This window comes from Streptomyces sp. NPDC019937, from assembly GCF_040631655.1.
Taxonomy (GTDB): domain Bacteria; phylum Actinomycetota; class Actinomycetes; order Streptomycetales; family Streptomycetaceae; genus Streptomyces.
Genome location: NZ_JBEYAL010000030.1, coordinates 87,967 through 110,961, shown reverse-complemented (window position 1 = coordinate 110,961; position 22,995 = coordinate 87,967). Strand labels below are relative to the sequence as shown.

Below are 22,995 nucleotides of genomic sequence, written 5' to 3'. Positions count from 1 at the left end.
TCGACTTTTTTTCGCACCGCGTTGAACACGCGTGCCGCCCGGGGCGTATTGATGGGCGAGAGACCCCCGGCGCGCCCGCGGCAGTGGGAGAGCGGGCGCGATGGGGACACCCCCCTGTCCGACCTCAACGAGGTGAGTGATCAATGTCCCGAGGCCTTCCGTTACTTCACCGTCGGCGGATTGTTGTCGCCGGTGTGATCGGCGGTATTACCTGTGCGTCCGTCGCGGTGGGAGCCGCCATGGCGGGGCAGGACGACAGCAGCGACACGGGGAAGGCGTCGGTCAAGGCCGCGTCCTCCATCAGCTGCCCCGCCGTGGAGGGTTCCCTGCCGGAGATTCCCGCGGAGGCCAAGGCGGAGGTGGACCGCAACCTCGCCCTTCTGGACACCCAGCTCGCCGAGGCGAACAAGCGGCTGAGCACCAGCCAGGGCGAGGGCGGCCCGAACTTCGTGCAGAACGCGATCCTCGGTCCGCTGGCGGACAAGCGGAAGTCCACCCTCGATCGCATCGCGATCTCCATCGGGCGCCGGGCCGAGAAGCCGACCGGCCTCGACGCGCTCGCGGAGTGCACGCTGTCCGGCGGCGACGCCGGTGGTGCGGGCGCCGGGGCGGGGACCGGGGCGAGCCCGACGGCCGCCGTGAGCGGCGCGGCCTCGGCCGACCCCGCGGCGGAGTCCGGCGCCGGCACGGGCGCCGGTGCGGACACCGGCGCGGACGCGGGCGCCGGTTCCGGCCAGACGATCAGCTGCCCGGACGTCGCCGGTCAGATCGGCAACGTACCGGCCGCCGCCCAGGCGGAGGTGGACCGCAACCTCGCGCTTCTGGACACGCAGCTCAGCGAGGCCAACAAGAGACTCGCGACCTCCGCGGGCGAGGGCGGCCCGAACTTCGTGAAGAACGCGATCCTGGGCCCGCTGGCGGACAAGCGGAAGTCCACGATCGACCGCATCAAGATCTCATTCTCCCGTCAGGGCTCGACCGCCCCCTCCGGTCTTGACGCTCTGGCGGGCTGCTCGCTCGCATCCGGCTGAGTCCCCGGCGTAAGGCTCGGCTGATGTGAGCGTTCTACCGGTGGGCCGTACTTTTCTCTGCGGAGTACGGCCCACCGGCTATGTCGCGTCGTGCGGGCACCCCTGGGCGTCAGGGAGGCGTCAAGAGGGTGCTCGCCGCCGTAAGGGAGCCGTCAACGGCGGCTCCCGGGCCCCGAACACGGGTTTTGCTCTAGAGGTCAGCTCTCCACCGATCCTCTAGGAGCCCACGATGGCCGATCTGGCCTTCGTCGTCGCCACGCTCGCGGTGTTCGCGCTGGTGGCCCTCGTCGCCAAAGGGGTGACGAAGCTGTGACCGCCGAGAACGTCGTCGGCCTGGTCGTGGCCGTCGCGCTGCTGGGCTATCTGGTCCTCGCCCTCCTCTTCCCCGAGAGGTTCTGAGGGCCTCATGAGTTCCGAACTCGCCGCGGTGCTCCAGCTCGCCGCGCTCATCGGCGCGCTCGCCCTGGCGTACCGGCCGCTCGGCGACTACATGGCGGCCGTCTACCGCTCCGGGAAGCATCTGCGCGCCGAGCGGTGGATCTACGCTTGCGTCGGCGCCGATCCGGACACCCGGATGCGCTGGCCCGCGTATCTGCGCGGAGTGCTCGCCTTCTCCGGCGTCAGCGTCCTCTTCCTGTACTTGCTGCAGCGCCTCCAGGGCGCCCTGCCGCTGTCGCTCGGCTTCTCCTCGATCAGCCCGGCGCAGGCGTTCAACACCGCCGCGTCCTTCGTCTCCAACACCAACTGGCAGTCCTACGCGGGCGAGCAGTCCATGGGCCATGTGGTGCAGACGGCCGGGCTCGCGGTGCAGAACTTCCTGTCCGCCGCCGTCGGCATCGCGGTGGCCATCGCGCTCGTCCGGGGTTTCGCCCGCTCCCGCACCGGCGAGCTGGGCAACTTCTGGGCCGATCTGGTGCGCACGACCGTCCGCGTCCTGATCCCGATGGCGGTGATCGCCGCGATCGTGCTGGTCGCGTGCGGCGCGATCCAGAACTTCGCGGGCATCCACGAGGTCGGGCAGCTCACCGGCGGCACCCGGCAGATGAACGGTGGCGCGGTCGCCTCGCAGGAGGCCATCAAGGAGATCGGCACCAACGGCGGCGGCTTCTTCAACGCCAACTCCGCCTACCCGTTCGAGAATCCGAACCCCTTCACCAACCTCTTCGAGATCTTCCTGATCCTGGTCATCCCGTTCTCGCTGACCCGCACCTTCGGCGTGCTCGTCGGGAACGTCCGGCAGGGGTACGCGATCCTCGCCGCCATGGGCCTGATCTGGCTCGGCTTCACGGCGCTGATGATGTGGAGCGAGTTCCACCACGGCGGTCCGGCGCTCCGGGCCGCGGGCGGCGCGATGGAGGGCAAGGAGCAGCGGTTCGGCATCGGCGCGTCGTCGATCTTCGCGACGAGTACGACGCTGACCTCCACCGGCGCGGTGGACGCGATGCACTCCTCCCTCACCGGCTTCGGCGGCGGCATCGCGCTGCTGGGCATGATGCTCGGCGAGATCGCCCCCGGAGGGGTGGGCTCCGGCCTCTACGGCATGCTCGTCATGGCCGTGATCGCGGTCTTCATCGCGGGGCTCATGGTCGGCCGTACGCCCGAGTACCTGGGCAAGAAGATCGGCTCCCGCGAGATCAAGCTCGCCGCCTGCTACATCCTGGTCACCCCGGCGCTGGCGCTCTCCTTCACCGCCCTGTCCGTGGTGCTGTCCACCCCGCAGCACTCGATCCTCAACACCGCGGGGAACGCGGCGGGCCACAGCGGGGCGCACGGCTTCTCCGAGGTGCTGTACGCCTTCACCTCCGGCGCCAACAACAACGGCTCCGCCTTCGCCGGCCTGAACGCCAACACCGACTGGTACAACACCACGCTGGGCCTGGCGATGCTGCTCGGCCGCTTCCTGCCGATGGTCTTCATCCTGGCGCTGGCCGGTTCGCTCGCCGAGCAGAAGCCCGTCCCCGAGACGGCGGGCACCCTGCGCACCGAGAAGCCGCTCTTCGCGGGGCTGCTGGTCGGCGCCATCCTGATCATCACCGGCCTCACCTACTTCCCGGCCCTGGCCCTTGGCCCGATGGCGGAGGGACTCTCATGAGCACGACCACCCCCCTACGCCCCGCCCCCGGCGGCGAGCGCCCGCACCAGCACGACGCGGGCGGCGGCCGGGTCTCCGGTGGCCTCTTCGACCCCCACCGGCTCCTCACCTCGCTGCCGGACGCCCTCCGGAAGCTCGACCCGCGCGTGATGGCGAAGTCCCCGGTGATGTTCGTCGTGGAGATCGGCTCGGTGCTCACCACCGTGCTGGCCGCGCTGAACCCGGGCGACTGGTTCGGCTGGGCGATCACGGTCTGGCTCTGGCTGACCGTGGTCTTCGCCAACCTCGCCGAGGCCGTCGCCGAGGGCCGGGGCAAGGCCCAGGCCGACACCCTGCGCAAGGCCAAGACCGACACCGAGGCCCGGCGGCTCGCGGACGCCGGCGAGGAGCGGGTGCCCGGCACCGCGCTGTGCGTCGGCGACCTCGTGGTCTGCGAGGCGGGGGATGTGATCCCGGGCGACGGCGATGTCGTCGAGGGCGTGGCGTCCGTCGACGAGTCGGCCATCACCGGGGAGTCGGCGCCGGTCATCCGCGAGTCCGGCGGCGACCGGTCGGCGGTCACCGGCGGCACCAAGGTGCTCTCCGACCGCATCGTCATCAAGATCACGACGAAGCCCGGGGAGACCTTCATCGACCGGATGATCAAGCTGGTCGAGGGCGCGGCCCGGCAGAAGACCCCCAACGAGATCGCGCTCAACATCCTGCTCGCCTCGCTCACCATCGTCTTCCTGCTCGCCGTCGTCACCCTCCAGCCGTTCGCGATCCACGCGGGCGCCGAGCAGACGATGGTCGTGCTCACCGCGCTGCTGGTCTGCCTCATCCCCACCACCATCGGCGCCCTGCTCTCCGCCATCGGCATCGCGGGCATGGACCGGCTGGTGCAGCGCAACGTCCTGGCCATGTCCGGCCGCGCGGTCGAGGCGGCGGGCGACGTGTCGACGCTGCTGCTCGACAAGACCGGCACGATCACGCTCGGCAACCGGCAGGCCGCCGAGTTCGTCCCCGTCGGCGGGGCCACCGAGGAGGAGCTGGCGGACGCGGCCCAGCTGTCCTCGCTCGCCGACGAGACGCCGGAGGGCCGCTCGGTCGTCGTCCTCGCCAAGGAGGCGTACGGCCTGCGGGCCCGCCACCAGGGCGAACTGGGCCACGCCGCGTTCGTCCCGTTCACCGCCCAGACCCGGATGTCCGGCGTCGACCTGGACGGCACCAGGGTCCGCAAGGGCGCGGCCGCCGCGGTCACCGGCTGGGTCGCCGAGCGCGGCGGACGGGTCTCGGACGACGCCCGGGAGAAGGCCGACGCGATCTCGGCGGCGGGCGGCACCCCGCTGCTGGTGGCCGTCGAGGATGACCGGGGCGCGCGCGTCCTCGGCGTGATCCACCTCAAGGACGTCGTCAAGGAGGGCATGCGGGAGCGGTTCGACGAGCTGCGCCGGATGGGCATCAAGACCGTGATGATCACGGGTGACAACCCGCTCACCGCCCGGGCCATCGCGGACGAGGCGGGCGTGGACGACTTCCTGGCGGAGGCCACTCCCGAGGACAAGATGGCGCTCATCAGGCGCGAGCAGGCGGGCGGCAAGCTGGTGGCGATGACCGGCGACGGCACGAACGACGCCCCGGCGCTCGCCCAGGCCGACGTCGGCGTGGCCATGAACACCGGCACCTCGGCCGCCAAGGAGGCCGGGAACATGGTCGACCTGGACTCCAACCCGACCAAGCTCATCGAGATCGTGGAGATCGGCAAACAGCTGCTGATCACCCGTGGCGCGCTGACCACCTTCTCGATCGCCAACGACGTCGCGAAGTACTTCGCGATCATCCCGGCGATGTTCGCGGGCGTGGCGGGCTACACGGGGCTGGACGCGCTCAACATCATGCGTCTGGCCTCGGCCCAGTCCGCGATCCTGTCGGCCGTCATCTTCAACGCGCTGATCATCGTCGCGCTGGTGCCGCTCGCCCTCAAGGGCGTGCGCTACCGCCCGATGAGCGCCGACCGGATGCTCCGCCGCAACCTCGCCCTCTACGGCCTGGGCGGGCTCATCGCCCCGTTCCTCGGCATCAAACTGATCGACCTGCTCATCTCCCTCATACCGGGCATCGGGTGAATCGAGACCATGACCCTTCCTCACGGCACGGCACGCTCCACCGCCCGGCTGGCGGGCGCCGCCCTGCGCGCCCTGCTCGCCCTCACGGTGCTCTGCGGGGTGCTCTATCCGCTCGCCGTCACCGGGATCGCGCAGGCCGCCTTCCCGCACCGGGCGAACGGCTCCGAGGTCCGGGCGGACGGCAGGACCGCGGGCTCCGCGCTCATCGGCCAGACGTACACCCTGGACCGCAAGGACAAGGCCGGGAACCCGCTGCCGGACCCGAAGTACTTCCAGCCCCGCCCCTCGGCCGCGGGCACCAACACCGTCAACACCCAGTACAAGATCACCGTCTCGGGCGGGTCCAACCTCGCCGCCGACAGCACGGTGCTGCTCCAGCAGATCAAGGAGCGCCGCGCCCGCATCGCCGCCTTCAACGGGGTCGCGCCCGGCGCCGTACCCCCCGACGCGGTCACCGCCTCCGCCTCCGGCGTCGACCCGGACATCTCGCCCGCGTACGCCGCCCTCCAGGTGACCCGCGTGGCCCGGGCGGGCGGGCTGCCGCGCGCCGAGGTCGCACGGCTGGTCGAGGACCACACCGACGGCCGCGCCCTCGGCTTCCTCGGCGAGCCGCGCGTGAACGTGCTGGAGCTGAACATCGCGCTCCACCAGCTGGAAAAATGAGCGAACGGGGAAAATAGGGGCATGGGACGCGGCAAGCTTCGGATCTACCTCGGCGCGGCGCCGGGCGTCGGCAAGACCTACGCGATGCTGTCCGAGGGGCACCGGCGGGCCGAGCGGGGCACGGACCTCGTGGTCGGCTTCGTGGAGCACCACGGCCGCCGGCGCACCGAGGTGATGATGGCCGGCCTGGAGGAGGTGCCGCGCCGGGAGCTGGAGTACCGGGGCGGCACGTTCACCGAGATGGACGTGGACGCGGTGCTCGCCCGCCGCCCCGGCGTCGCGCTCGTCGACGAGCTGGCCCACACCAACGTCCCCGGCTCCCGCAACGCCAAGCGCTGGCAGGACGTCGAGGAGCTGCTGAAGGCCGGCATCGACGTCGTCTCCACCGTCAACATCCAGCACCTGGAGTCGCTGGGGGACGTCGTCGAGTCGATAACGGGCGTACGGCAGCGGGAGACCGTGCCCGACGAGGTGGTGCGCCGCGCCGACCAGATCGAGCTGGTCGACATGTCGCCCCAGGCGCTGCGCCGCCGGATGGCGCACGGCAACATCTACGCGCCCGACAAGGTCGACGCCGCGCTGTCCAACTACTTCCGGCCCGGGAACCTCACCGCGCTGCGCGAGCTGGCCCTGCTGTGGACCGCCGACCGGGTCGACGAATACCTCCAGCAGTACCGCGACGAGCACAGCATCCGCTCCACCTGGCAGGCGCGCGAGCGCATCGTCGTCGGGCTCACCGGCGGCCCCGAGGGGCGCACGCTCATCCGGCGCGCCTCCCGGATGGCGGCCAAGGGCTCCGGCAGCGAGATCCTGGCCGTCTACATCGCCCGCAGCGACGGCCTCACCTCGGCCTCCCCGAAGGAGCTGGCGGTCCAGCGCACCCTGGTCGAGGACCTGGGCGGCACCTTCCACCACGTCATCGGGGAGGACATCCCCGGAGCGCTGCTGGAGTTCGCGCGCGGCGTCAACGCCACCCAGATCGTGCTCGGCTCCAGCCGCCGCAAGGCGTGGCAGTACGTCTTCGGGCCGGGGGTGGGCGCGACCGTCGCCCGGGACTCCGGGCCCGACCTGGACGTGCACATCGTCACCCACGAGGAGGTCGCCAAGGGGCGCGGACTGCCCGTCGCGCGCGGGGCCCGGCTCGGCCGCTCCCGGCTGATCGCGGGCTGGCTGGTGGGGATCGGCGGGCCCGCCCTGCTCACCCTGGGGCTCACCGGCACGGGCGCCACGCTCACCGCGGACGCCGGTCCCGGCTTCGCCAACGAGGTGCTGCTGTTCCTCTTCCTCAACGTGCTGGCGGCCCTGCTGGGCGGAATGCTGCCCGCCCTCGCCTCGGCGGCCGTCGGATCGTTGCTGCTCAACTACTACTTCACCCCGCCCACCCATACCTGGACCATCGCCGACCCCGAGAACATCGTCGCCATAGTGATCTTCGTGGCGGTGGCGGTCAGCGTGGCCTCCGTCGTCGACCTGGCCGCGCGCCGCACCCACCAGGCCGCGCGATTGCGCGCCGAGTCCGAGGTGCTGTCCTTCCTCGCGGGCAGTGTGCTGCGCGGGGAGACCAGCCTGGAGGCGCTGCTGGAGCGGGTCCGCGAGACGTTCGGCATGGACACGGTGGCCCTGCTGGAGCGGGAGGGCGATGTCGCGCCCTGGACGTGCGCGGGCAGTGTCGGCGGCACCGCGGGGGTACCGCCGCCGGAGCGGCCCGAGGACGCGGATGTGGACATGCCGGTCGGCGACCACATGGCGCTCGCGCTGTCCGGCCGGGTGCTGCCCGCCGAGGACCGCCGGGTGCTGGCCGCCTTCGCCGCCCAGGCCGCCGTCGTGCTGGACCGGCAGCGGCTGGTGGGGGAGGCGGAGCGGGCCCGCGAGCTGGCCGAGGGCAACCGCATCCGCACCGCCCTGCTCGCCGCCGTCAGCCACGATCTGCGCACCCCGCTCGCGGCCATCAAGGCGGCCGTGTCGTCCCTGCGCGCGGACGACGTGGCCTGGTCGGCGGAGGACGAGGCCGAGCTGCTGGCGGGCATCGAGGACGGCGCCGACCGCCTCGACCACCTGGTCGGCAACCTGCTCGACATGTCCCGGCTGCAGACCGGCACCGTCGCCCCCCTCATCCGGGAGATCGACCTGGACGAGGTGGTGCCGATGGCGCTCGTCGGCGTGCCCGAGAGCGGCGTCACCCTGGAGATCCCCGAGGACCTGCCGATGGTCGGGGTCGACCCGGGGCTGCTGGAGCGCAGCGTCGCCAACATCGTCGAGAACGCGGTGAAGTACAGCCCGCGGGACCGGCCCGTGCTGGTCTCCGCCAGCGCCCTCGGCGAGCGGGTCGAGCTGCGCGTCGCCGACCGGGGCCCCGGTGTGCCGGACGCCGCGAAGGACCGTATCTTCGAACCCTTCCAGCGCTACGGGGACGCCCCGCGCGGCTCCGGGGTCGGCCTCGGACTCGCCGTCGCCCGCGGCTTCGTGGAGGCGATGGGCGGATCGCTGGCCGCCGAGGACACGCCGGGGGGCGGGATGACCATGGTGCTGACCCTGCGGGCCGCCCCCGGCAGCCCGGCGCACGACCCACACGGCACAACGGAAAGGCAGGCCGTCAGATGAACCGGGTGCTCGTGGTGGACGACGAGCCGCAGATCGTACGCGCCCTCGTGATCAACCTGAAGGCGCGCAAGTACGAGGTCGACGCCGCCGGGGACGGCGCGACCGCCCTGAAGCTCGCCGCCACCCGCCACCCCGACGTGGTCGTGCTCGACCTGGGCCTGCCCGACATGGACGGCGTGGAGGTGATCAAGGGGCTGCGGGGCTGGACCCGCGTCCCGATCCTCGTCCTCTCGGCCCGCCAGACCTCCGACGAGAAGGTCGAGGCCCTGGACGCGGGGGCGGATGACTACGTCACCAAGCCCTTCGGCATGGACGAACTGCTGGCCCGGCTGCGCGCCGCCGTGCGGCGCGCCGAGCCGTCGGGGCCGTCGGACGCGGCCGTGATCGTCGAGACCGAGGGGTTCAGCGTCGACCTGGCCGCCAAGAAGGCGCACCGGGACGGCCGCGACGTGCGGCTGACGCCCACCGAGTGGCATCTGCTGGAGGTGCTGGTGCGCAACCAGGGCCGCCTGGTCAGCCAGAAGCAGCTGCTCCAGGAGGTCTGGGGGCCGTCGTACGGCACCGAGACCAACTACCTGCGCGTCTATATGGCGCAGTTGCGCCGCAAGCTGGAGAACGACCCCGCGCATCCGCGGCACTTCATCACCGAGCCCGGGATGGGGTACCGCTTCGAGCGGTGAGGCGGGGGCTCACCGGTACGCTGACGGTATGAGTTCCGTACCCCAGCCCCCCGGGAAGCGTGACAAGCCGGTCGGCCGCTTCCGGCGGATGATCGACCGGCTGTCCAGCTCCCAGGAGGAGCTGCACTCCGCCGAGCTGCAGCAGGACGCGGAGAACGCGGGCTGCACGAAGATCGGCGACTGTGGCGACCGACAGATCGTCAAGGTGACGGGTACACTGCGCACGGTCACGCTGCGGCCGCGGGCCGGAGTGCCCGCGCTGGAGGCAGAGCTGTTCGACGGCACTGCCGCCCTCGACGTCGTGTGGCTGGGCCGCCGCTCCATCATCGGCATAGAACCGGGCCGCAAGCTGATCGCCACCGGCCGGATCTCCATGAGCCACGGGCGCCGGGTGCTGTTCAATCCGAAGTACGAACTCCGACCGCTCGGACAGGAGTAGCCGGTGACGTCTGACGACAAGACGACCCCGACCGATCACCAGGACGCCGCCGACGCGCAGAGCAGGGCGGCGGCGGACACCGCGCTCCTGGAGGCGTTCGGCGGGGTGCGGGGCATGGTGGACACCACCGTCCCCGGGCTGGTGTTCGTCCTGCTGTACACCATCAAGCGCGACATCCACCTGGCCGCGATCGCCGCGCTCGGGCTGACCGTGCTGCTGGGGCTGACCCGGCTGGCGCGCAAGGAGACGCTGAAACACGCCTTCAGCGGGGTCTTCGGGGTCGCGTTCGGCGCGATCTTCGCGATGATGTCCGGCGACGCCAAGAACTTCTACCTGCCGGGCATGCTCTACACGCTCGGCCTGGCGATCGCGTACGTCCTCTCGGCCATCTTCCGCTATCCGCTGATCGGCGTGCTGCTCGGGCCGATGCTCAAGGAGAACCTCTCCTGGCGCACCCGCAACCCCGGCCGGTTCCGCGCGTACACCCGGGCCACCTGGGCGTGGGGGCTGATCCTGCTCGCCAAGTCGGCGATCCTCTTCCCGCTCTACTGGTGGGGGGACGTCACCCAGCTCGGCTGGGTGAAGGTGGCGCTCGGCATTCCGCCGTTCCTGCTGTGCGTCTATCTGACGTGGATCTTCCTCGCCAAGGCCCCGCCGCCGATCGACGTCATCGCCGAGATGGAGGCCGAGGAGAAGGCGGAGCGGGACGGCCGGCCGGATCGTCGACCCGCTGCTGACGGAGTGGACCGGCACTGACCATGAGGAAGGGCCCCTGGCTCCCGCGCGGGAGCCAGGGGCCCTTCCTCATGGCCTTCTTACGCGGCACTAGCCCGGCGCGTCCTGGCGCTGGACGGACAGCAGCGCCTCCAGCTGCTCCTCGCGCGCCTGGGCCGCGACGAACAGCAGCTCGTCGCCCGCCTCCAGGACGTCGTCCTTGTTCGGCGTCAGCACCCGGGTACCCCGGATGATCGTGACCAGCGTGGTGTCCTCCGGCCACTCCACGTCGCCGACCCGGGTGCCGACCAGAGCCGCCTCCGGCGGCAGCGTCAGCTCCACCAGGTTCGCGTCGCCGTGGCTGAAACGCAGCAGCCGCACCAGATCGCCGACGCTCACCGCCTCCTCGACCAGCGCCGACATCAGCCGCGGCGTGGAGACGGCGACATCGACGCCCCACGCCTCGTTGAACAGCCACTCGTTCTTGGGGTTGTTGACCCGGGCGACCACCCGCGGCACCGCGTACTCGGTCTTCGCCAGCAGGGACACCACCAGGTTGACCTTGTCGTCCCCGGTGGCCGCGATGACCACGTTGCACCGCTGCAGCGCCGCCTCGTCCAGCGAGGTGATCTCGCACGCGTCGGCCAGCAGCCATTCGGCCTGCGGCACCCGCTCCACCGAGATGGCGGTCGGCGCCTTGTCGATGAGGAGGACCTCGTGCCCGTTCTCCAGCAGCTCGCCCGCGATGGAGCGCCCCACGGCGCCCGCTCCGGCAATGGCAACCCTCATCGGGCCCCACCTTCCTCAGGTCCCTCGTCGAAGGCCGCCTCGACCTTCTCGACCTCATCGGTGCGCATCATCACATGCACCAGGTCGCCCTCCTGGAGCACCGTCTGCGAGGTGGGCAGCATCGCCTCGCCGAGCCGGGTCAGGAACGCGACCCGCACTCCGGTCTCCTCCTGCAGCTTGCTGACCTTGTGCCCCACCCACGCGGGGGAGGTGTGCACCTCGGCGAGCTGCACCCCGCCGCTCGGATCCCGCCACAGCGGCTCCGCGCCGGACGGCAGCAGCCGCCGCAGCATCTGGTCCGCGGTCCACCGCACGGTGGCCACGGTCGGGATGCCCAGGCGCTGGTAGACCTCGGCGCGGCGCGGGTCGTAGATCCGGGCCGCGACGTTCTCCACGCCGAACATCTCGCGGGCCACCCGGGCCGCGATGATGTTGGAGTTGTCGCCGCTGCTGACCGCCGCGAAGGCCCCGGCCTCCTCGATGCCCGCCTCGCGGAGCGTGTCCTGGTCGAATCCGACGCCGGTCACCCGGCGGCCACCGAAGCCCGCGCCGAGGCGGCGGAAGGCGGTGGGGTCCTGGTCGACGACCGCGACCGTGTGTCCCTGCTGCTCCAGGGTCTGGGCGAGCGCCGCGCCCACCCGGCCACAGCCCATGATCACGATATGCATGCGTCTTACCCCGCACTCCTGATGACCGTGCTGACCTGCGCAAACACCCTGCTCACATCTTCCTTCCAGGACCTACGGGGTGACAGCGGGGCAAGAGGCCCCGATGCCGGTGCCGCACGGCGACGACAGGTCGTCCGCCACGGCGTCTGTTCCCACCGTATCCATACCCATGGGGCGATTCCCTGCCCGAGTGCACCCGGCCGGGAGGAAACCACGGCGCGCGGACGGTCCGGCGGCTACCGTGAGAGGGGGCGGGCGCCGGCGGCCGCGGCAGGGGGGCTCCCTCATCTTTGCCCGATATCCAGGACCTTCACTGAACTCTTACGAGAATGGGCAATAGGGTCCGAGGAGTTCGAACTTTGTTGCGCCCGTCGGACACTTGGTCACGGCGTGGCTAAGATGATCGCCGTATTCCGTTCCCGGACGGGACATCAGGGCACTGAATCGTTCCCTCCACGCCCGCGTTCTCTGCACGAGGTTCCTGATGACAGATCACATACCGGAGGCGGTGACCTGGTGCCTGGCCGGCGTCCTCCTTGTCGTTCTGGTGCTTCTGATGCGCCAGCGGCGGATCACCGCCGGAGTGCGCAGGCGTAACGCCACGCTCGAGGACAACCTGCGCTCCCGCGACGAGGAAGTGCGGCATCTGGTCGACGTCCGGCTCCCGGCGATCGCGGACGTGCTGAGCCAGCCCGCCCCGCTGCCCGGGCTGCGGGACGAGAAGCTGGCCGGGACCGCCTACGCGCAGAGCCTGCACGCGGTCATGGAGCACTTCGCGCGCGCGGTGGACAAGGCACAGTCGCGGGCCGACGCCTCCGCCAAGGCCGCGCTGAAGGCGTCGATGCGCGCCCTCCAGGGCCTCGCCAATGAACAGCAGGTGGCGATCTCGGAGATGCAGGACCGGCACGACAACCCCGACGTGCTGCGCGACCTGCTGGAGATCGACCACGCCAACGCGCAGTTCGGCCGCCGCGCCCAGGCCATCGCCGTGCTGTGCGGCTCCTGGCCCGGCCGCCAGCGCACCGCCTCCCCGATGACCGATGTGGTCCGGGGCGCCAAGTCGCGCATCCGCGACTACCGGCGGGTCCAGGTGCACGCCCTGATCGACATCGGTGTGGCGAGCCGCGCGGTGGAGCCCGTGGTGCTCGCGGTCGCCGAGCTGCTGGACAACGCCGCCCGGCACTCCCAGCCCAACACCAACGTCGAGGTCAGCCTGCAGCCGGTGCACAACGGCGCCTGCATCGTGATCGACGACGCCGGGGTCGGCATGGACGGCCTGGAGGTCCAGCGGGCCGCCGGGCTGCTGTCCGGCCAGCGCGCCGTGGACGTCTCGCGGCTGGGCGACCCGCCGCAGTTCGGCTTCGCCGTGGTGGGCCTGCTCGCCGCCCGGTACGGCTTCAGCGTCTCGGTGGACACCCGGTCCCCGTACGGCGGTGTGCGCGCCGTCCTGTTCCTCCCCAGCGCGCTGCTCACCCACATCGACGCGGAAGCGCCCGCCGCCGCGCCCGCGGCCCAGGACGCGTACGAGGCCGAGGCCGCCGCCCCGCTGCGTACCCTCCCGTCCCGCGCGAACCGCCGCAGGGCCGCGGCGCAGGCCCCCGCCGCGCCCCAGGCGCCCGCCCCGGCCCCGGCGGCGGCTCCCGCGCCGGCGCCCTCCGCGGGACCCGGGCAGCCGTCCGTGGACGACGAGGCGACGCGCGTGTACGGGGAGACCGAGGGCGGGCTGCCCAAGCGCCGCCGCCGCAGGCCCACCGCCGCCCCACCGGTGGACGATTGGCCCACCGCGCCCGGACCGGGGTCCGGCGCCCCCGAAACCGACACGGGTCCGCACCGCGTCCGCTCGGCCGAAGAGACCGCCAAGCGCATGGGCGCGTTCGCGCGCGGTACGCGCTCCGGCCGTGGCGTCACACCGGATGCCGCCCCTCACACCGAAGAAGGGAATCGCCAGGCATGAACGACCACATGAACAACGAGCTGGGCTGGATGCTCGACGAGGTGGTCAAGATGCCGGAGGCACGGCACGCGATCCTGCTCTCCGCCGACGGGATGCTGCGGGCGCACTCCAAGGGCATCGCGCGCGACGAGGCCGAGCGCCAGGCCGCCGCGCTCTCCGGACTGCAGTCGATCAGCCGCAGCACCTCCGAGTTCTGCGACCGTGACGAGACGCCCTGGCAGCAGACGCTGGTCGAGTTCGTCGGCGGCTACGTCTTCCTGATCGCCGCCGGCCCCGGCGCGTACCTGGCCGTCTCGGCCACCGAGGACGTGGACATGGAGGCGGTCAGCTACCGGATGCAGAAGCTGGTCGACCGGCTGGGCAAGGAACTGACCAGCCCGCCGCGGCAGGGCGCGGCCTGGCAGGGGATCGGCAGCCCCGCATGAGCCCGGGCAGGCGCGAACGAGGATTGGTACGGCCGTATGTCGTGACCGACGGCCGTGCCTACCCGACCCGCAACACCTTCGACCTGGTGACCCTGGTCATGGCCCACCCCGACCGGCCGCTCGCCGGTCTCAGCCCGGAGAAACGGGCGGTCATGGAACTCTGCCTCGGCGGCGCGCTGTCGGTCGCCGAGGTCTCCGGCTATCTGGAGCTGCCGGTGAGCGTCACCAAGGTCCTGCTGGGCGATCTGGTCGACAGCGGCCACATCAGCACCCGCGCCCCCATCCCGCCCGCCGAACTCCCCGAGACCCAGCTGCTCCAGGAGGTGCTCGATGGACTCCGCGCTCGCCTCTGACCGGGGTGCGGTCTATCTGCCCCAGACCGTACGGACCGCGGCCAAGCTGCTGGTCGTCGGACACTTCGCGGTCGGCAAGACGACCTTCGTGGGCTCACTGTCCGAAATCCGCCCGCTGCGCACCGAAGAGACGATGACTCAGGCGGGCGCGCTCATCGACGACCTCGCGGGCATCGAGGAGAAGACGACCACCACCGTCGCCATGGACTTCGGCCGGCTCACTCTCAGCGAGTCCCTGGTCCTGTACCTCTTCGGCGCGCCCGGGCAGCAGCGCTTCACCCGGATGTGGAAGGACATGACGCGCGGCGCGCTGGGCGCGCTGGTGCTCGCCGACACCCGGCGGCTGGAGCAGTCCTTCCCGGTGATGGCCGTCCTGGAGGAGCAGGGGCTGCCGTACGCCGTCGCCGTCAACCACTTCGAGGGAGCGCCCCGCTTCGCCGAGACGGAGGTCCGGGAGGCGCTCGACCTGCTGCCCGAGACCCCGCTGGTCACCTGTGACGCCAGGGACCGGATCTCCTCCACCCACGCGCTGATCGCCCTCGTCCAGTATCTGCAGGCCCGCCACACCCGTAGCGCTCAGGAGAATGTGTGACCGACCGTATCGCCGCCGCCGGACCCGTTCCACCACCGGTCTGCCCCGTACGCACGGGCGCCACCGGAGTCGTGGGCAGCCGCGGCACGGTGCCGATGTACGGGCCCGACTTCGCCGCCGACCCGCACGCCGCCTACGAGCGGATGCGCACCGTCCATGGGCCGATCGCGCCGGTGGAGCTGTCGCCCGGGGTCTACGGCTCGCTCGTCACCAGCTACCAGCTCGGGCTCGAGGTCCTGCGCGACACCGAGCGGTTCGCCAAGGACCCGCGCGGCTGGCGGGCGGTGCACGACGGGACCGTCCAGCAGGACAGCCCGGTCGCCCCCATGATGATGTACCGGCCGAACGCCCTGTTCTGCGACGGCGAGGCACACGCCCGGCTGCGCGGGGCGATCACCGACAGCCTGGACCGGGTCGACCCGCACGCGCTCAGCGAGTACGTCGAGCGCAGCGCGGAGACCCTGATCGACGCCTTCGCCTCCCGGGGCGAGGCCGATCTGCTCATCGAGTACGCGTCGGTGCTCCCGCTGCTCGTCTTCAACCAGCTCTTCGGCGCGCTCGCCGCGGACGGCCCGAAGCTGGTCGAGACCATGATGAAGCTCTTCGACAGCGGCGAGGAAGCCGCCCAGGCCAACGAGGACCTGCTCCGCTGGATCTCGGGCCTGGTCGCGAGCAAGCGCCAGCAGCCCTCGGCCGACGTCACCTCCTGGCTGATCGCGCACCCCTCGCAGCTGGCCGACGACGAGCTGATGCAGCAGATCATCCTGTTGATGGCGGCCGGTACCGACCCCCAGCAGAACCTGATCGCCAACGCGCTGCGCCTGCTGCTGTCGGACGACCGCTTCGCCGGTGAGCTGTCCGGCGGCAGCATGCCCGTGGAGGACGCCATCGACGAGGTCCTGTGGAACGACCCGCCGATGGCCAACTACGGCACCCGATTCCCCCGCTACGACTGCGATGTCGCGGGCGTACGGCTGCGCAAGGGCGAGCCGGTGCTCATCAGCTACGCCGCCGCCAACCACGAGGCCGCCATCGCCTCCGACCGGCGATCCGGCAACCGGGCCCATCTGGCGTGGAGCGCCGGTGCCCACCGCTGCCCCGCGGAGCGGCCCGCCCGCGTGATCGCCACCGTCGCCATCGAGCGACTCCTGGACCGTCTCCCGGACATGGAGCTGGCCGTCCCCGTCGAACAGCTGACGTGGCGGACCGGGCCCTTCCACCGCGCCCTGGCGTCCCTGCCGGTGCGCTTCCCCGCCCAATTGGCGACTCACGCCGAACCGTTCGCAGCGTCCGCACCCGAGTCAGCCCGATTCGACGAGAACCCTGGAGACACCCCATGGAAACCCGTCCCATCGTCCTCGATCCCACCGGCCGAGACATCGTCGGAGAGGCAGCCCGAGTCGCCGCAGGCGGCGAAGCGACGCTTGTTGAGCTTCCTCACGGCGTGGTGGCGTGGGCAATAAGCACCCAGAGCACGCTCAAGCGGCTGCTGACCGACCCCCGCGTCTCCAAGGACCCCCGCCAGCACTGGCCGGCGTGGATCAACGGTGAGATTTCGCAGGAGTGGCCGCTGATCACCTGGGTCGCCGTGGAGAACATGTTCACCTCCTACGGCACCGACCACCGGCGGCTGCGCACCCTGATCTCCAAGGCGTTCACCGCGCGGCGCACCGCCGCCCTGCGGCCGCGCATCGAGGAGATGTGCGCCGACCTGCTGGACGCGCTGGCCGCCACCGAACCGGGCGAGGTGGTCGACCTGCGCGACGCGTACGCCTACCCGGTGCCCATCCAGGTGATCTCCGAGCTGTTCGGGATGGACGACGAGCACCTGGTGGCGCGGATGCGCCGGGTCGTCGACAGCATCTTCCACACCTCCGCCACCCCGGAGGAGGTCACCGCCACCTACACCGAGCTGTACTCCGTCCTCGGCGAGCTGGTGGCCACCAAGCGCGAGAACCCGGGCGACGACCTGACCAGCGGGCTGCTGGCGGTGCGGGGGGAGGGGGACGACGCCAAGCTCAGCGAGAAGGAGCTGACCGACACCCTCGCCCTGTTCCTCTCGGCAGGTCACGAGACCACCGTCAACCTGCTGGACAACGCCATCCACGCGCTGCTCACCCGGCCCGAGCAGCTCGAGCACGTCCGGGCGGGGCGGGCCACCTGGGAGGACGTGATCGAGGAGACGCTGCGGCACTCCGCCCCGGTCGCCAACCTGCCGCTGCGCTACGCCGTCGAGGACATCGAGCTGGACAGCGGTGTCGTGCTGCGCAAGGGCGACGCGATCGTCGCCGCCTACGCGGCCGCCGGGCGTGACCCGGAGGTGCACGGCGAGGACGCGGACCGGTTCGACGTGACCCGGAACCTCAAGAACCACCTCGCCTTCGGCCACGGCGTCCATCTGTGCGTCGGCGCGCCGCTGGCCCGGCTGGAGGCCATGATCGCGCTCCCGGCGCTGTTCGAGCGCTTCCCTCGACTCTCGCTCGCGGCCGGGCAGGACGCGCTGGAGCCGGTGGAATCCTTCATTTCCAACGGCCACCGCACCCTGCCGGTCCGGTTGTCCTGACCGCCGTGGCGGCCGCCCCGCCGCCCGCCCGTCCCCGCGGGGACGGGCGGGTGGGCGGGCGCCCCGCCCACCCTTTACGATCCTCTGCGTGTCCAAACTGACCGACCTCCCGAAACGGATCCTGATCGGGCGGGCGCTGCGCAGCGACAAGTTGGGAGAAACCCTTCTCCCCAAGCGCATCGCGCTCCCCGTCTTCGCCTCCGACCCCCTGTCCTCCGTCGCGTACGCGCCCGGGCAGGTGATGATCGTCCTTTCCGTGGCGGGTGCGTCGGCCTACCACTACTCTCCGTGGATCACGATCGCGATCATCGTGCTCATGTTCACGGTGGTCGCCTCGTACCGCCAGAACGTGCACGCGTATCCCAGCGGAGGCGGTGACTACGAGGTCGCCACCACCAACCTCGGCCCCAAGGCGGGCCTCACGGTCGCCAGCGCCCTGCTGGTCGACTACGTGCTGACGGTGGCCGTGTCGATCTCCTCCGGTGTGGAGAACCTCGGTTCCGCCGTCCCCTTCATCGTCGAGCACAAGACGCTCGTCGCGGTCGCGATCATCCTGCTGCTGACCCTGATGAACCTGCGCGGGGTCCGCGAATCGGGCAAGCTCTTCGCGATCCCCACGTACGTCTTCGTCGGCGGCGTCTTCGTGATGATCCTCTGGGGCGCCTACCGCGGGCTCGTCCTCGGCGACGACATGAAGGCCCCCACCGCCGGTTTCGAGGTCCACGCCGAGCAGACCGGGCTGGCCGGCTTCGCGCTGGTCTTCCTGCTGCTGCGCGCCTTCTCGGACGGCTGCGCCGCGCTCACCGGCGTCGAGGCCATCAGCAACGGGGTGCCCGCCTTCCGCAAGCCCAAGAGCCGGAACGCGGCGACGACGCTGGCGCTGATGGGCGGGCTCGCCGTCGCGATGTTCGTCGGCATCATCACCCTCGCGCTGGTCACCAACGTCAAGATGGCCGAGGACCCGGCCAACGACCTGTTCAAGAACGGCGTCGCGCTCGGCTCCGGATACACCCAGAACCCGGTGATCTCGCAGGTCGCGGCCGCCGTCTTCGGCGACGGCTCGTTCCTGTTCGTGGTGCTCGCCGCGGCCACCGCGCTGGTCCTGTTCCTGGCCGCCAACACCGCGTACAACGGCTTCCCGCTGCTCGGGGCGATCCTCGCCCAGGACCGCTACCTGCCGCGCCAGCTGCACACCCGCGGCGACCGGCTCGCCTTCTCCAACGGCATCGTGCTGCTCGCCTCCGCGGCCGCCGTCCTCGTCTACCTCTACGGCGCGGACTCGACCCGGCTGATCCAGCTCTACATCGTCGGCGTCTTCGTCTCCTTCACCCTCAGCCAGACCGGCATGGTGCGGCACTGGAACCGCCACCTGGCCACCGAGCGCGACCCGGCCACCCGCCGCCGCATGATCCGCTCCCGCGCGATCAACACCTTCGGCGCCTTCTTCACCGGGCTGGTCCTGGTCGTCGTGCTGCTCACCAAGTTCACCCACGGCGCCTGGGTGGCGCTGCTCGGCATGGCCGTCTTCTACGTCACCATGACCGCGATCCGGCGCCACTACGACGGCGTCTCCGAGGAGCTGGCCGCGGCCGACGAGCAGCAGGACGAGGAGGAGGTCCGGCCCTCCCGGGTGCACTCCATCGTCCTCGTCTCCAAGATCCACAAGCCGACGCTGCGGGCCCTGGCCTACGCCAAGCTGATGCGCTCCCACCGGCTGGAGGCGCTGAGCATCAACGTCGATCCCGCCGAGACCAAGGCGCTGCAGTCGGCGTGGAGCGAGCGCGGCATCGACGTCCCGCTGAAGATCCTCGACTCGCCGTACCGGGAGATCACCCGGCCGGTCATCGACTACGTCAAGGGGCTGCGCCGGGAGAGCCCGCGCGATGTGGTCTCCGTCTACATCCCCGAGTACGTGGTCGGCCACTGGTACGAGCACCTGCTGCACAACCAGAGCGCGCTGCGCCTCAAGGGCCGGCTGCTGTTCACCCCCGGCGTGATGGTGACCTCCGTGCCCTGGCAGCTGGACTCCTCGGAGCTGGCCCGCAAGCGCGCCCGCAAGCGCGCCGAGTGGAACGCTCCGGGCGCGGTGCGGCGCGGGCCCGTGGCACCGCCGCGGCCGAAGGGCGAGCGCAAGGCCGAGAAGGCGGCCGTCCGGACGCCGGGGCGGTAGCCGCCGCCCCCTTCGTGGGGAGCCGGGGGCGCGGGGACGTAGACTGGTGGGCTGCTGTCGTCCCGCCCGGGCCGCTGTGTCCCATCCGCACCCTCACCCCCTTACGGAGCCGAACCCGCCATGCAAAGTGAACCCAAGGCGTCGCTGGTCGGCGAGGAGTACGAGGTCGAGGTCGGCCCGGTGGCCCACGGCGGCCACTGCATCGCCCGGACCGCCGAGGGCCAGGTGCTGTTCGTACGCCACACCCTGCCCGGCGAGCGGGTCGTCGCCAAGGTCACCGAGGGCGAGGAGGGCGCGCGCTTCCTGCGCGCCGACGCGGTCCGGATTCTGGACGCCGCCAAGGACCGGGTCGAGGCGCCCTGCCCGTTCTCCGGCCCCGGCCGGTGCGGCGGCTGCGACTGGCAGCACGTCGCCCCCGGCGCCCAGCGCAGGCTCAAGGCGGAGGTGATCACCGAGCAGCTGCGGCGGCTGGCCGGACTCACCCCCGAGGACGCCCGCTGGGACGGCACCGTCGAACCCGCCCCCGGCGACAAGGTGTCCCGCGGCGAGGTCCCGGCCTGGCGCACCCGGCTGCAGTACGCGGTGGACGCACAGGGCCGCCCGGGGCTGCGCCGCCACCGCTCGCACGAGGTCGAGCCCGTCGACCACTGCCTGATCGCCGCGCCCGGGGTCACCGAACTCGGCATCGAGAAGCGGGAATGGCCGCAGATCGAAACCATCGAGGCCATCGCCGCCACCGGCTCCTCCGACCGTCAGGTCGTCCTCACCCCCCGCCCCGGTGGCCGGCTGCCCATCGTCGAACTCGACCGCCCGGTCTCCGTCCTGCGCGTCGGCGAGTCCCGCGGCCGCGAGCGGCAGCGTCTCGTGCACCGCGTCCACGGCCGCCCCTTCGTCCGCGAGCGCGCCGCGGACCGCACCTGGCGGGTCGGCGAGGGCGGTTTCTGGCAGGTCCATCCCAAGGCCGCGGACCTGCTGGTCGAGGCCGTCATGCAGGGCCTCATGCCGCGCAAGGGCGACACCGCGCTCGACCTCTACTGCGGCGTCGGCCTCTTCGCGGGCGCTCTCGGCGAGCGGGTCGGCGAGCGCGGCGCGGTGCTGGGCATCGAGTCGAGCAAGCGCGCGGCCGAGGACGCCCGGCACAACCTCCAGGACCTGGACCGGGTCCGGATCGAGCACGGCAAGGTGGAGCAGGTGCTGCCCCGCACCGGCATCTCCGAGGCCGACCTGATCGTCCTCGACCCGCCCCGCTCCGGCGCGGGCAAGGACACGGTCGCCCACCTCGCGACCCTGGGCGCCCGCCGCATCGCCTACGTGGCCTGCGACCCGGCGGCCCTCGCCCGCGACCTCGCCTACTTCCGCGAAGCGGGCTACGTACCGCGCCGCCTGCGCGCGTTCGACCTGTTCCCGGTGACGCACCACGTGGAGTGCGTCGCCATCCTCGAACCGGCCGCGAAGGGTTCCTGACCTGCGGTTTTGATGCCGCGCATTATGTGCGGTGTGGGCGTTACGGGCGATATCTTGACGCTGAAATGACGCTCGTGACGCTCACCTGACGCTCGTTCTGGCGGGGCGTCAGGTGTGTTGATGTGTAGGTCTCGAGCGTGTACCCGCCCACTCGGTGGTGGCTCTTCCGACGTCATTGCCACCTGGCTCGGCGACGGTGCGGTGCCTGGCGGCCTGAGTCGTGCTGGCGGGTTCTGGCGCTGCTCGCCGTCCCCGGTGTAAGTGACGAGACCGCGGTCGTCGCCGAATTGATGGTCGACCCGTCGGCCACTGACCAAGAGGGGCGCTAACCTCTCCAACTGCTCTTCGCCGTTGCCGCCCAGAGCTTCTGAAGGCCGGAACAGGTCGACCTGCTACGCGTGATTAAGTTCCGCTTCTTCCAGGCGCGGTGGTCGTAGCCGTCCACCGTAATCCCGTCATCGCCGACACTGTCGGTCGCTGGGCCTTCCGCCATGTACGGCGTCCAGGCTCGTTGCCTGTATCTGGGCGCGATGATCCAATTCCGGTGTCTGGTGTTCCGGCCAACTAGAGGAAAAAGTCGAGCCTTGCACGTGCGGACGCTCGAACTGCTGTCGGATTCCTTGCTAATACCGCACAAGGGAACTCAAGTGCCTTTTATGTAGAAAAGTTGACGTCGTGAAAGGCGTACGGCTAATCTGAGTGTGTACGAGCCCTTCATTACCTCGCGAAAAAGCAGGCGGCGGACGGCCGAATGCCACCCGGGCACTCTGACTGGCAGACCTCACAGACTCGTTGAGTCTCAGCAGGCCACCGAGAAAGAACCTGGGGAGCGTGGTGGCGGAGAGACGCAGCGCGTATCGCCCGAATCCACATGCCCGGCCGTGTCCCAACTCGGCTAGAGCGATCAGTTCGAAGCGGTGCAGCCGCATATTGTCCTGATCGCGTTCGGATTCGAGCGAAAGGCCGGGCACAGTCATCACCACTCATCAGTCGGTCGGCCAAACCTACTACGTCGACGAATCCGGCATCCCTGGTACCGGCTTGGCGCTCTACGCTGCCCTCGGCGTTCCCGCAGAGCAAGCTCCCGAAGTCCTTCGTGCCTGGCGAGAACTACGCAACCAGTGGCATAGCGAGTACGGGGTACCGACCGACTTCGAACTGCACGCGACCAACTTCCTCTCAGGCCGAGGGCGCCCGGGTGGCCTCAACCCCACCAAGATCGATCGATACCGCATGGCTCAGGCGGCCCTCGATCTCATCGGCGCGCAGGCGTCGCTCAGTATCGTGACCGTCTACACCGAGGAGCCGGCGCATTGGGGCAGGGCGAAGCGGCAGGCGTACGAGGGATTGCTCCGTCGCCTCGACCGACGGCTAGACGAGACCGGTGAACGCGCTGCGCTGGTCGTTGACGGGGATGGCTCCGAACATCTTTACGGGCAGGTGCATCGTCAGGTTAGCCCTCGACATATCCCGTTCCCGGCCGTTGAGGTTCCGGCACACGCCTCGCCCTGGATCCAGATGGCCGACGTGGTGGCCCACAGCGCTTGCCAGGCCATTGCGCGGCAGCACTCCAGGAGGTTTATGTGGGGTTGGTACAGCCGACACCTGTCGAAAGCCCCCGCCCCGGAACGGTGCTAACCAGACGGGCTGTATGACGAGCCCCGGCCAGACGCCGGGGCTCGTGAAAGCAGA

20 protein-coding genes are annotated in these 22,995 nt (G+C 70.9%); 18 read left to right on the top strand and 2 right to left on the bottom strand.

The genetic code is table 11. From position 1 onward, the window contains the following. Window positions 1-143: 143 nt before the first annotated feature. From ABZ562_RS27950 to ABZ562_RS27910, 9 genes are all read left to right on the top strand, one after another. Complete coding sequence (locus tag ABZ562_RS27950; RefSeq protein WP_361484768.1) at window positions 144-1,031, top strand: hypothetical protein; 888 nt, start codon at window positions 144-146, stop codon at window positions 1,029-1,031. A 309-nt stretch (window positions 1,032-1,340) separates the two neighbouring features. Beyond that, entirely contained in the window at window positions 1,341-1,430 is a 90-nt protein-coding gene (gene kdpF, locus ABZ562_RS27945) for a K(+)-transporting ATPase subunit F (RefSeq protein ID WP_037817630.1), read from the top strand. 7 nt (window positions 1,431-1,437) lie between these two features. Continuing rightward, window positions 1,438-3,123, top strand: a complete 1,686-nt coding sequence (gene kdpA / locus ABZ562_RS27940; protein WP_361484765.1) for a potassium-transporting ATPase subunit KdpA — start codon at window positions 1,438-1,440, stop codon at window positions 3,121-3,123. Beyond that, entirely contained in the window at window positions 3,120-5,228 is a 2,109-nt protein-coding gene (gene kdpB / locus ABZ562_RS27935; protein ID WP_361484763.1) for a potassium-transporting ATPase subunit KdpB, read from the top strand. The genes kdpA and kdpB overlap by 4 nt, the downstream gene beginning before the upstream one ends. 9 nt (window positions 5,229-5,237) lie before the next feature. Continuing rightward, window positions 5,238-5,891 (top strand): potassium-transporting ATPase subunit KdpC, encoded by a 654-nt coding sequence (gene kdpC, locus ABZ562_RS27930; RefSeq protein ID WP_361484761.1) that lies wholly within the window; start codon window positions 5,238-5,240, stop codon window positions 5,889-5,891. A gap of 21 nt (window positions 5,892-5,912) precedes the next feature. Continuing rightward, window positions 5,913-8,492: a sensor histidine kinase KdpD gene (locus tag ABZ562_RS27925; protein WP_361484759.1), complete on the top strand. Its 2,580-nt coding sequence runs from the start codon at window positions 5,913-5,915 to the stop codon at window positions 8,490-8,492. Further along, on the top strand, window positions 8,489-9,172 hold the full coding sequence (locus ABZ562_RS27920; RefSeq protein WP_361484757.1) for a response regulator: 684 nt from the start codon (window positions 8,489-8,491) through the stop codon (window positions 9,170-9,172). The genes ABZ562_RS27925 and ABZ562_RS27920 overlap by 4 nt, the downstream gene beginning before the upstream one ends. Window positions 9,173-9,200: 28 nt before the next feature. Further along, entirely contained in the window at window positions 9,201-9,611 is a 411-nt protein-coding gene (locus ABZ562_RS27915) for an OB-fold nucleic acid binding domain-containing protein (RefSeq protein WP_361484755.1), read from the top strand. Window positions 9,612-9,614: 3 nt separating this feature from the next. Then, window positions 9,615-10,367, top strand: coding sequence for a DUF3159 domain-containing protein (locus tag ABZ562_RS27910; protein WP_361484753.1), 753 nt, complete (start codon window positions 9,615-9,617; stop codon window positions 10,365-10,367). Between the two features lie 69 nt (window positions 10,368-10,436). Here the strand turns inward: ABZ562_RS27910 and ABZ562_RS27905 are convergent, their stop codons facing one another. Both ABZ562_RS27905 and ABZ562_RS27900 read right to left on the bottom strand, forming a co-directional pair. Beyond that, complete coding sequence (locus ABZ562_RS27905) at window positions 10,437-11,114, bottom strand: TrkA family potassium uptake protein (protein ID WP_361484751.1); 678 nt, start codon at window positions 11,112-11,114, stop codon at window positions 10,437-10,439. Further along, window positions 11,111-11,782 (bottom strand): TrkA family potassium uptake protein, encoded by a 672-nt coding sequence (locus tag ABZ562_RS27900; RefSeq protein ID WP_361484749.1) that lies wholly within the window; start codon window positions 11,780-11,782, stop codon window positions 11,111-11,113. The genes ABZ562_RS27905 and ABZ562_RS27900 overlap by 4 nt, the downstream gene beginning before the upstream one ends. Window positions 11,783-12,266: 484 nt before the next feature. Here ABZ562_RS27900 and ABZ562_RS27895 point away from each other — a divergent pair, with 484 nt between their 5' ends. The 9 genes from ABZ562_RS27895 (at window position 12,267) to ABZ562_RS27855 (ending at window position 22,941) form a co-directional block, all read left to right on the top strand. Continuing rightward, window positions 12,267-13,736, top strand: a complete 1,470-nt coding sequence (locus ABZ562_RS27895; protein ID WP_361484747.1) for an ATP-binding protein — start codon at window positions 12,267-12,269, stop codon at window positions 13,734-13,736. Then, window positions 13,733-14,161, top strand: a complete 429-nt coding sequence (locus ABZ562_RS27890) for a roadblock/LC7 domain-containing protein (protein WP_361484745.1) — start codon at window positions 13,733-13,735, stop codon at window positions 14,159-14,161. The genes ABZ562_RS27895 and ABZ562_RS27890 overlap by 4 nt, the downstream gene beginning before the upstream one ends. After that, window positions 14,158-14,514: a DUF742 domain-containing protein gene (locus tag ABZ562_RS27885; RefSeq protein WP_361484743.1), complete on the top strand. Its 357-nt coding sequence runs from the start codon at window positions 14,158-14,160 to the stop codon at window positions 14,512-14,514. The genes ABZ562_RS27890 and ABZ562_RS27885 overlap by 4 nt, the downstream gene beginning before the upstream one ends. Then, window positions 14,492-15,106 carry an ATP/GTP-binding protein gene (locus ABZ562_RS27880; protein WP_361484741.1) on the top strand — a complete coding sequence of 205 codons (615 nt, stop codon included), beginning with the start codon at window positions 14,492-14,494 and terminating at the stop codon, window positions 15,104-15,106. The genes ABZ562_RS27885 and ABZ562_RS27880 overlap by 23 nt, the downstream gene beginning before the upstream one ends. After that, entirely contained in the window at window positions 15,103-16,569 is a 1,467-nt protein-coding gene (locus ABZ562_RS27875) for a cytochrome P450 (RefSeq protein WP_361484739.1), read from the top strand. The genes ABZ562_RS27880 and ABZ562_RS27875 overlap by 4 nt, the downstream gene beginning before the upstream one ends. After that, window positions 16,551-17,669, top strand: a complete 1,119-nt coding sequence (locus tag ABZ562_RS27870) for a cytochrome P450 (RefSeq protein WP_361484737.1) — start codon at window positions 16,551-16,553, stop codon at window positions 17,667-17,669. Before ABZ562_RS27875 ends, ABZ562_RS27870 begins: the two co-directional genes overlap by 19 nt. A gap of 88 nt (window positions 17,670-17,757) precedes the next feature. Next, window positions 17,758-19,839, top strand: coding sequence for an APC family permease (locus ABZ562_RS27865; RefSeq protein WP_361484735.1), 2,082 nt, complete (start codon window positions 17,758-17,760; stop codon window positions 19,837-19,839). Between the two features lie 120 nt (window positions 19,840-19,959). Beyond that, window positions 19,960-21,303: a TRAM domain-containing protein gene (locus ABZ562_RS27860; protein WP_361484733.1), complete on the top strand. Its 1,344-nt coding sequence runs from the start codon at window positions 19,960-19,962 to the stop codon at window positions 21,301-21,303. Between the two features lie 1,041 nt (window positions 21,304-22,344). Continuing rightward, entirely contained in the window at window positions 22,345-22,941 is a 597-nt protein-coding gene (locus tag ABZ562_RS27855) for a hypothetical protein (RefSeq protein ID WP_361484731.1), read from the top strand. Window positions 22,942-22,995: the final 54 nt, after the last annotated feature.

Excerpts from the sequence above, each read along its gene's own strand:
- ABZ562_RS27950 (WP_361484768.1), top strand. The coding sequence starts at position 144 with ATGTCCCGAGGCCTTCCGTTACTTCACCGTCGGCGGATTGTTGTCGCC.
- kdpA (WP_361484765.1), top strand. The coding sequence starts at position 1,438 with ATGAGTTCCGAACTCGCCGCGGTGCTCCAGCTCGCCGCGCTCATCGGC.
- kdpB (WP_361484763.1), top strand. The coding sequence starts at position 3,120 with ATGAGCACGACCACCCCCCTACGCCCCGCCCCCGGCGGCGAGCGCCCG.
- kdpC (WP_361484761.1), top strand. The coding sequence starts at position 5,238 with ATGACCCTTCCTCACGGCACGGCACGCTCCACCGCCCGGCTGGCGGGC.
- ABZ562_RS27925 (WP_361484759.1), top strand. The coding sequence starts at position 5,913 with ATGGGACGCGGCAAGCTTCGGATCTACCTCGGCGCGGCGCCGGGCGTC.
- ABZ562_RS27920 (WP_361484757.1), top strand. The coding sequence starts at position 8,489 with ATGAACCGGGTGCTCGTGGTGGACGACGAGCCGCAGATCGTACGCGCC.
- ABZ562_RS27915 (WP_361484755.1), top strand. The coding sequence starts at position 9,201 with ATGAGTTCCGTACCCCAGCCCCCCGGGAAGCGTGACAAGCCGGTCGGC.
- ABZ562_RS27905 (WP_361484751.1), bottom strand. The coding sequence starts at position 11,114 with ATGAGGGTTGCCATTGCCGGAGCGGGCGCCGTGGGGCGCTCCATCGCG.
- ABZ562_RS27900 (WP_361484749.1), bottom strand. The coding sequence starts at position 11,782 with ATGCATATCGTGATCATGGGCTGTGGCCGGGTGGGCGCGGCGCTCGCC.
- ABZ562_RS27895 (WP_361484747.1), top strand. The coding sequence starts at position 12,267 with ATGACAGATCACATACCGGAGGCGGTGACCTGGTGCCTGGCCGGCGTC.
- ABZ562_RS27890 (WP_361484745.1), top strand. The coding sequence starts at position 13,733 with ATGAACGACCACATGAACAACGAGCTGGGCTGGATGCTCGACGAGGTG.
- ABZ562_RS27885 (WP_361484743.1), top strand. The coding sequence starts at position 14,158 with ATGAGCCCGGGCAGGCGCGAACGAGGATTGGTACGGCCGTATGTCGTG.
- ABZ562_RS27880 (WP_361484741.1), top strand. The coding sequence starts at position 14,492 with ATGGACTCCGCGCTCGCCTCTGACCGGGGTGCGGTCTATCTGCCCCAG.
- ABZ562_RS27860 (WP_361484733.1), top strand. The coding sequence starts at position 19,960 with ATGCAAAGTGAACCCAAGGCGTCGCTGGTCGGCGAGGAGTACGAGGTC.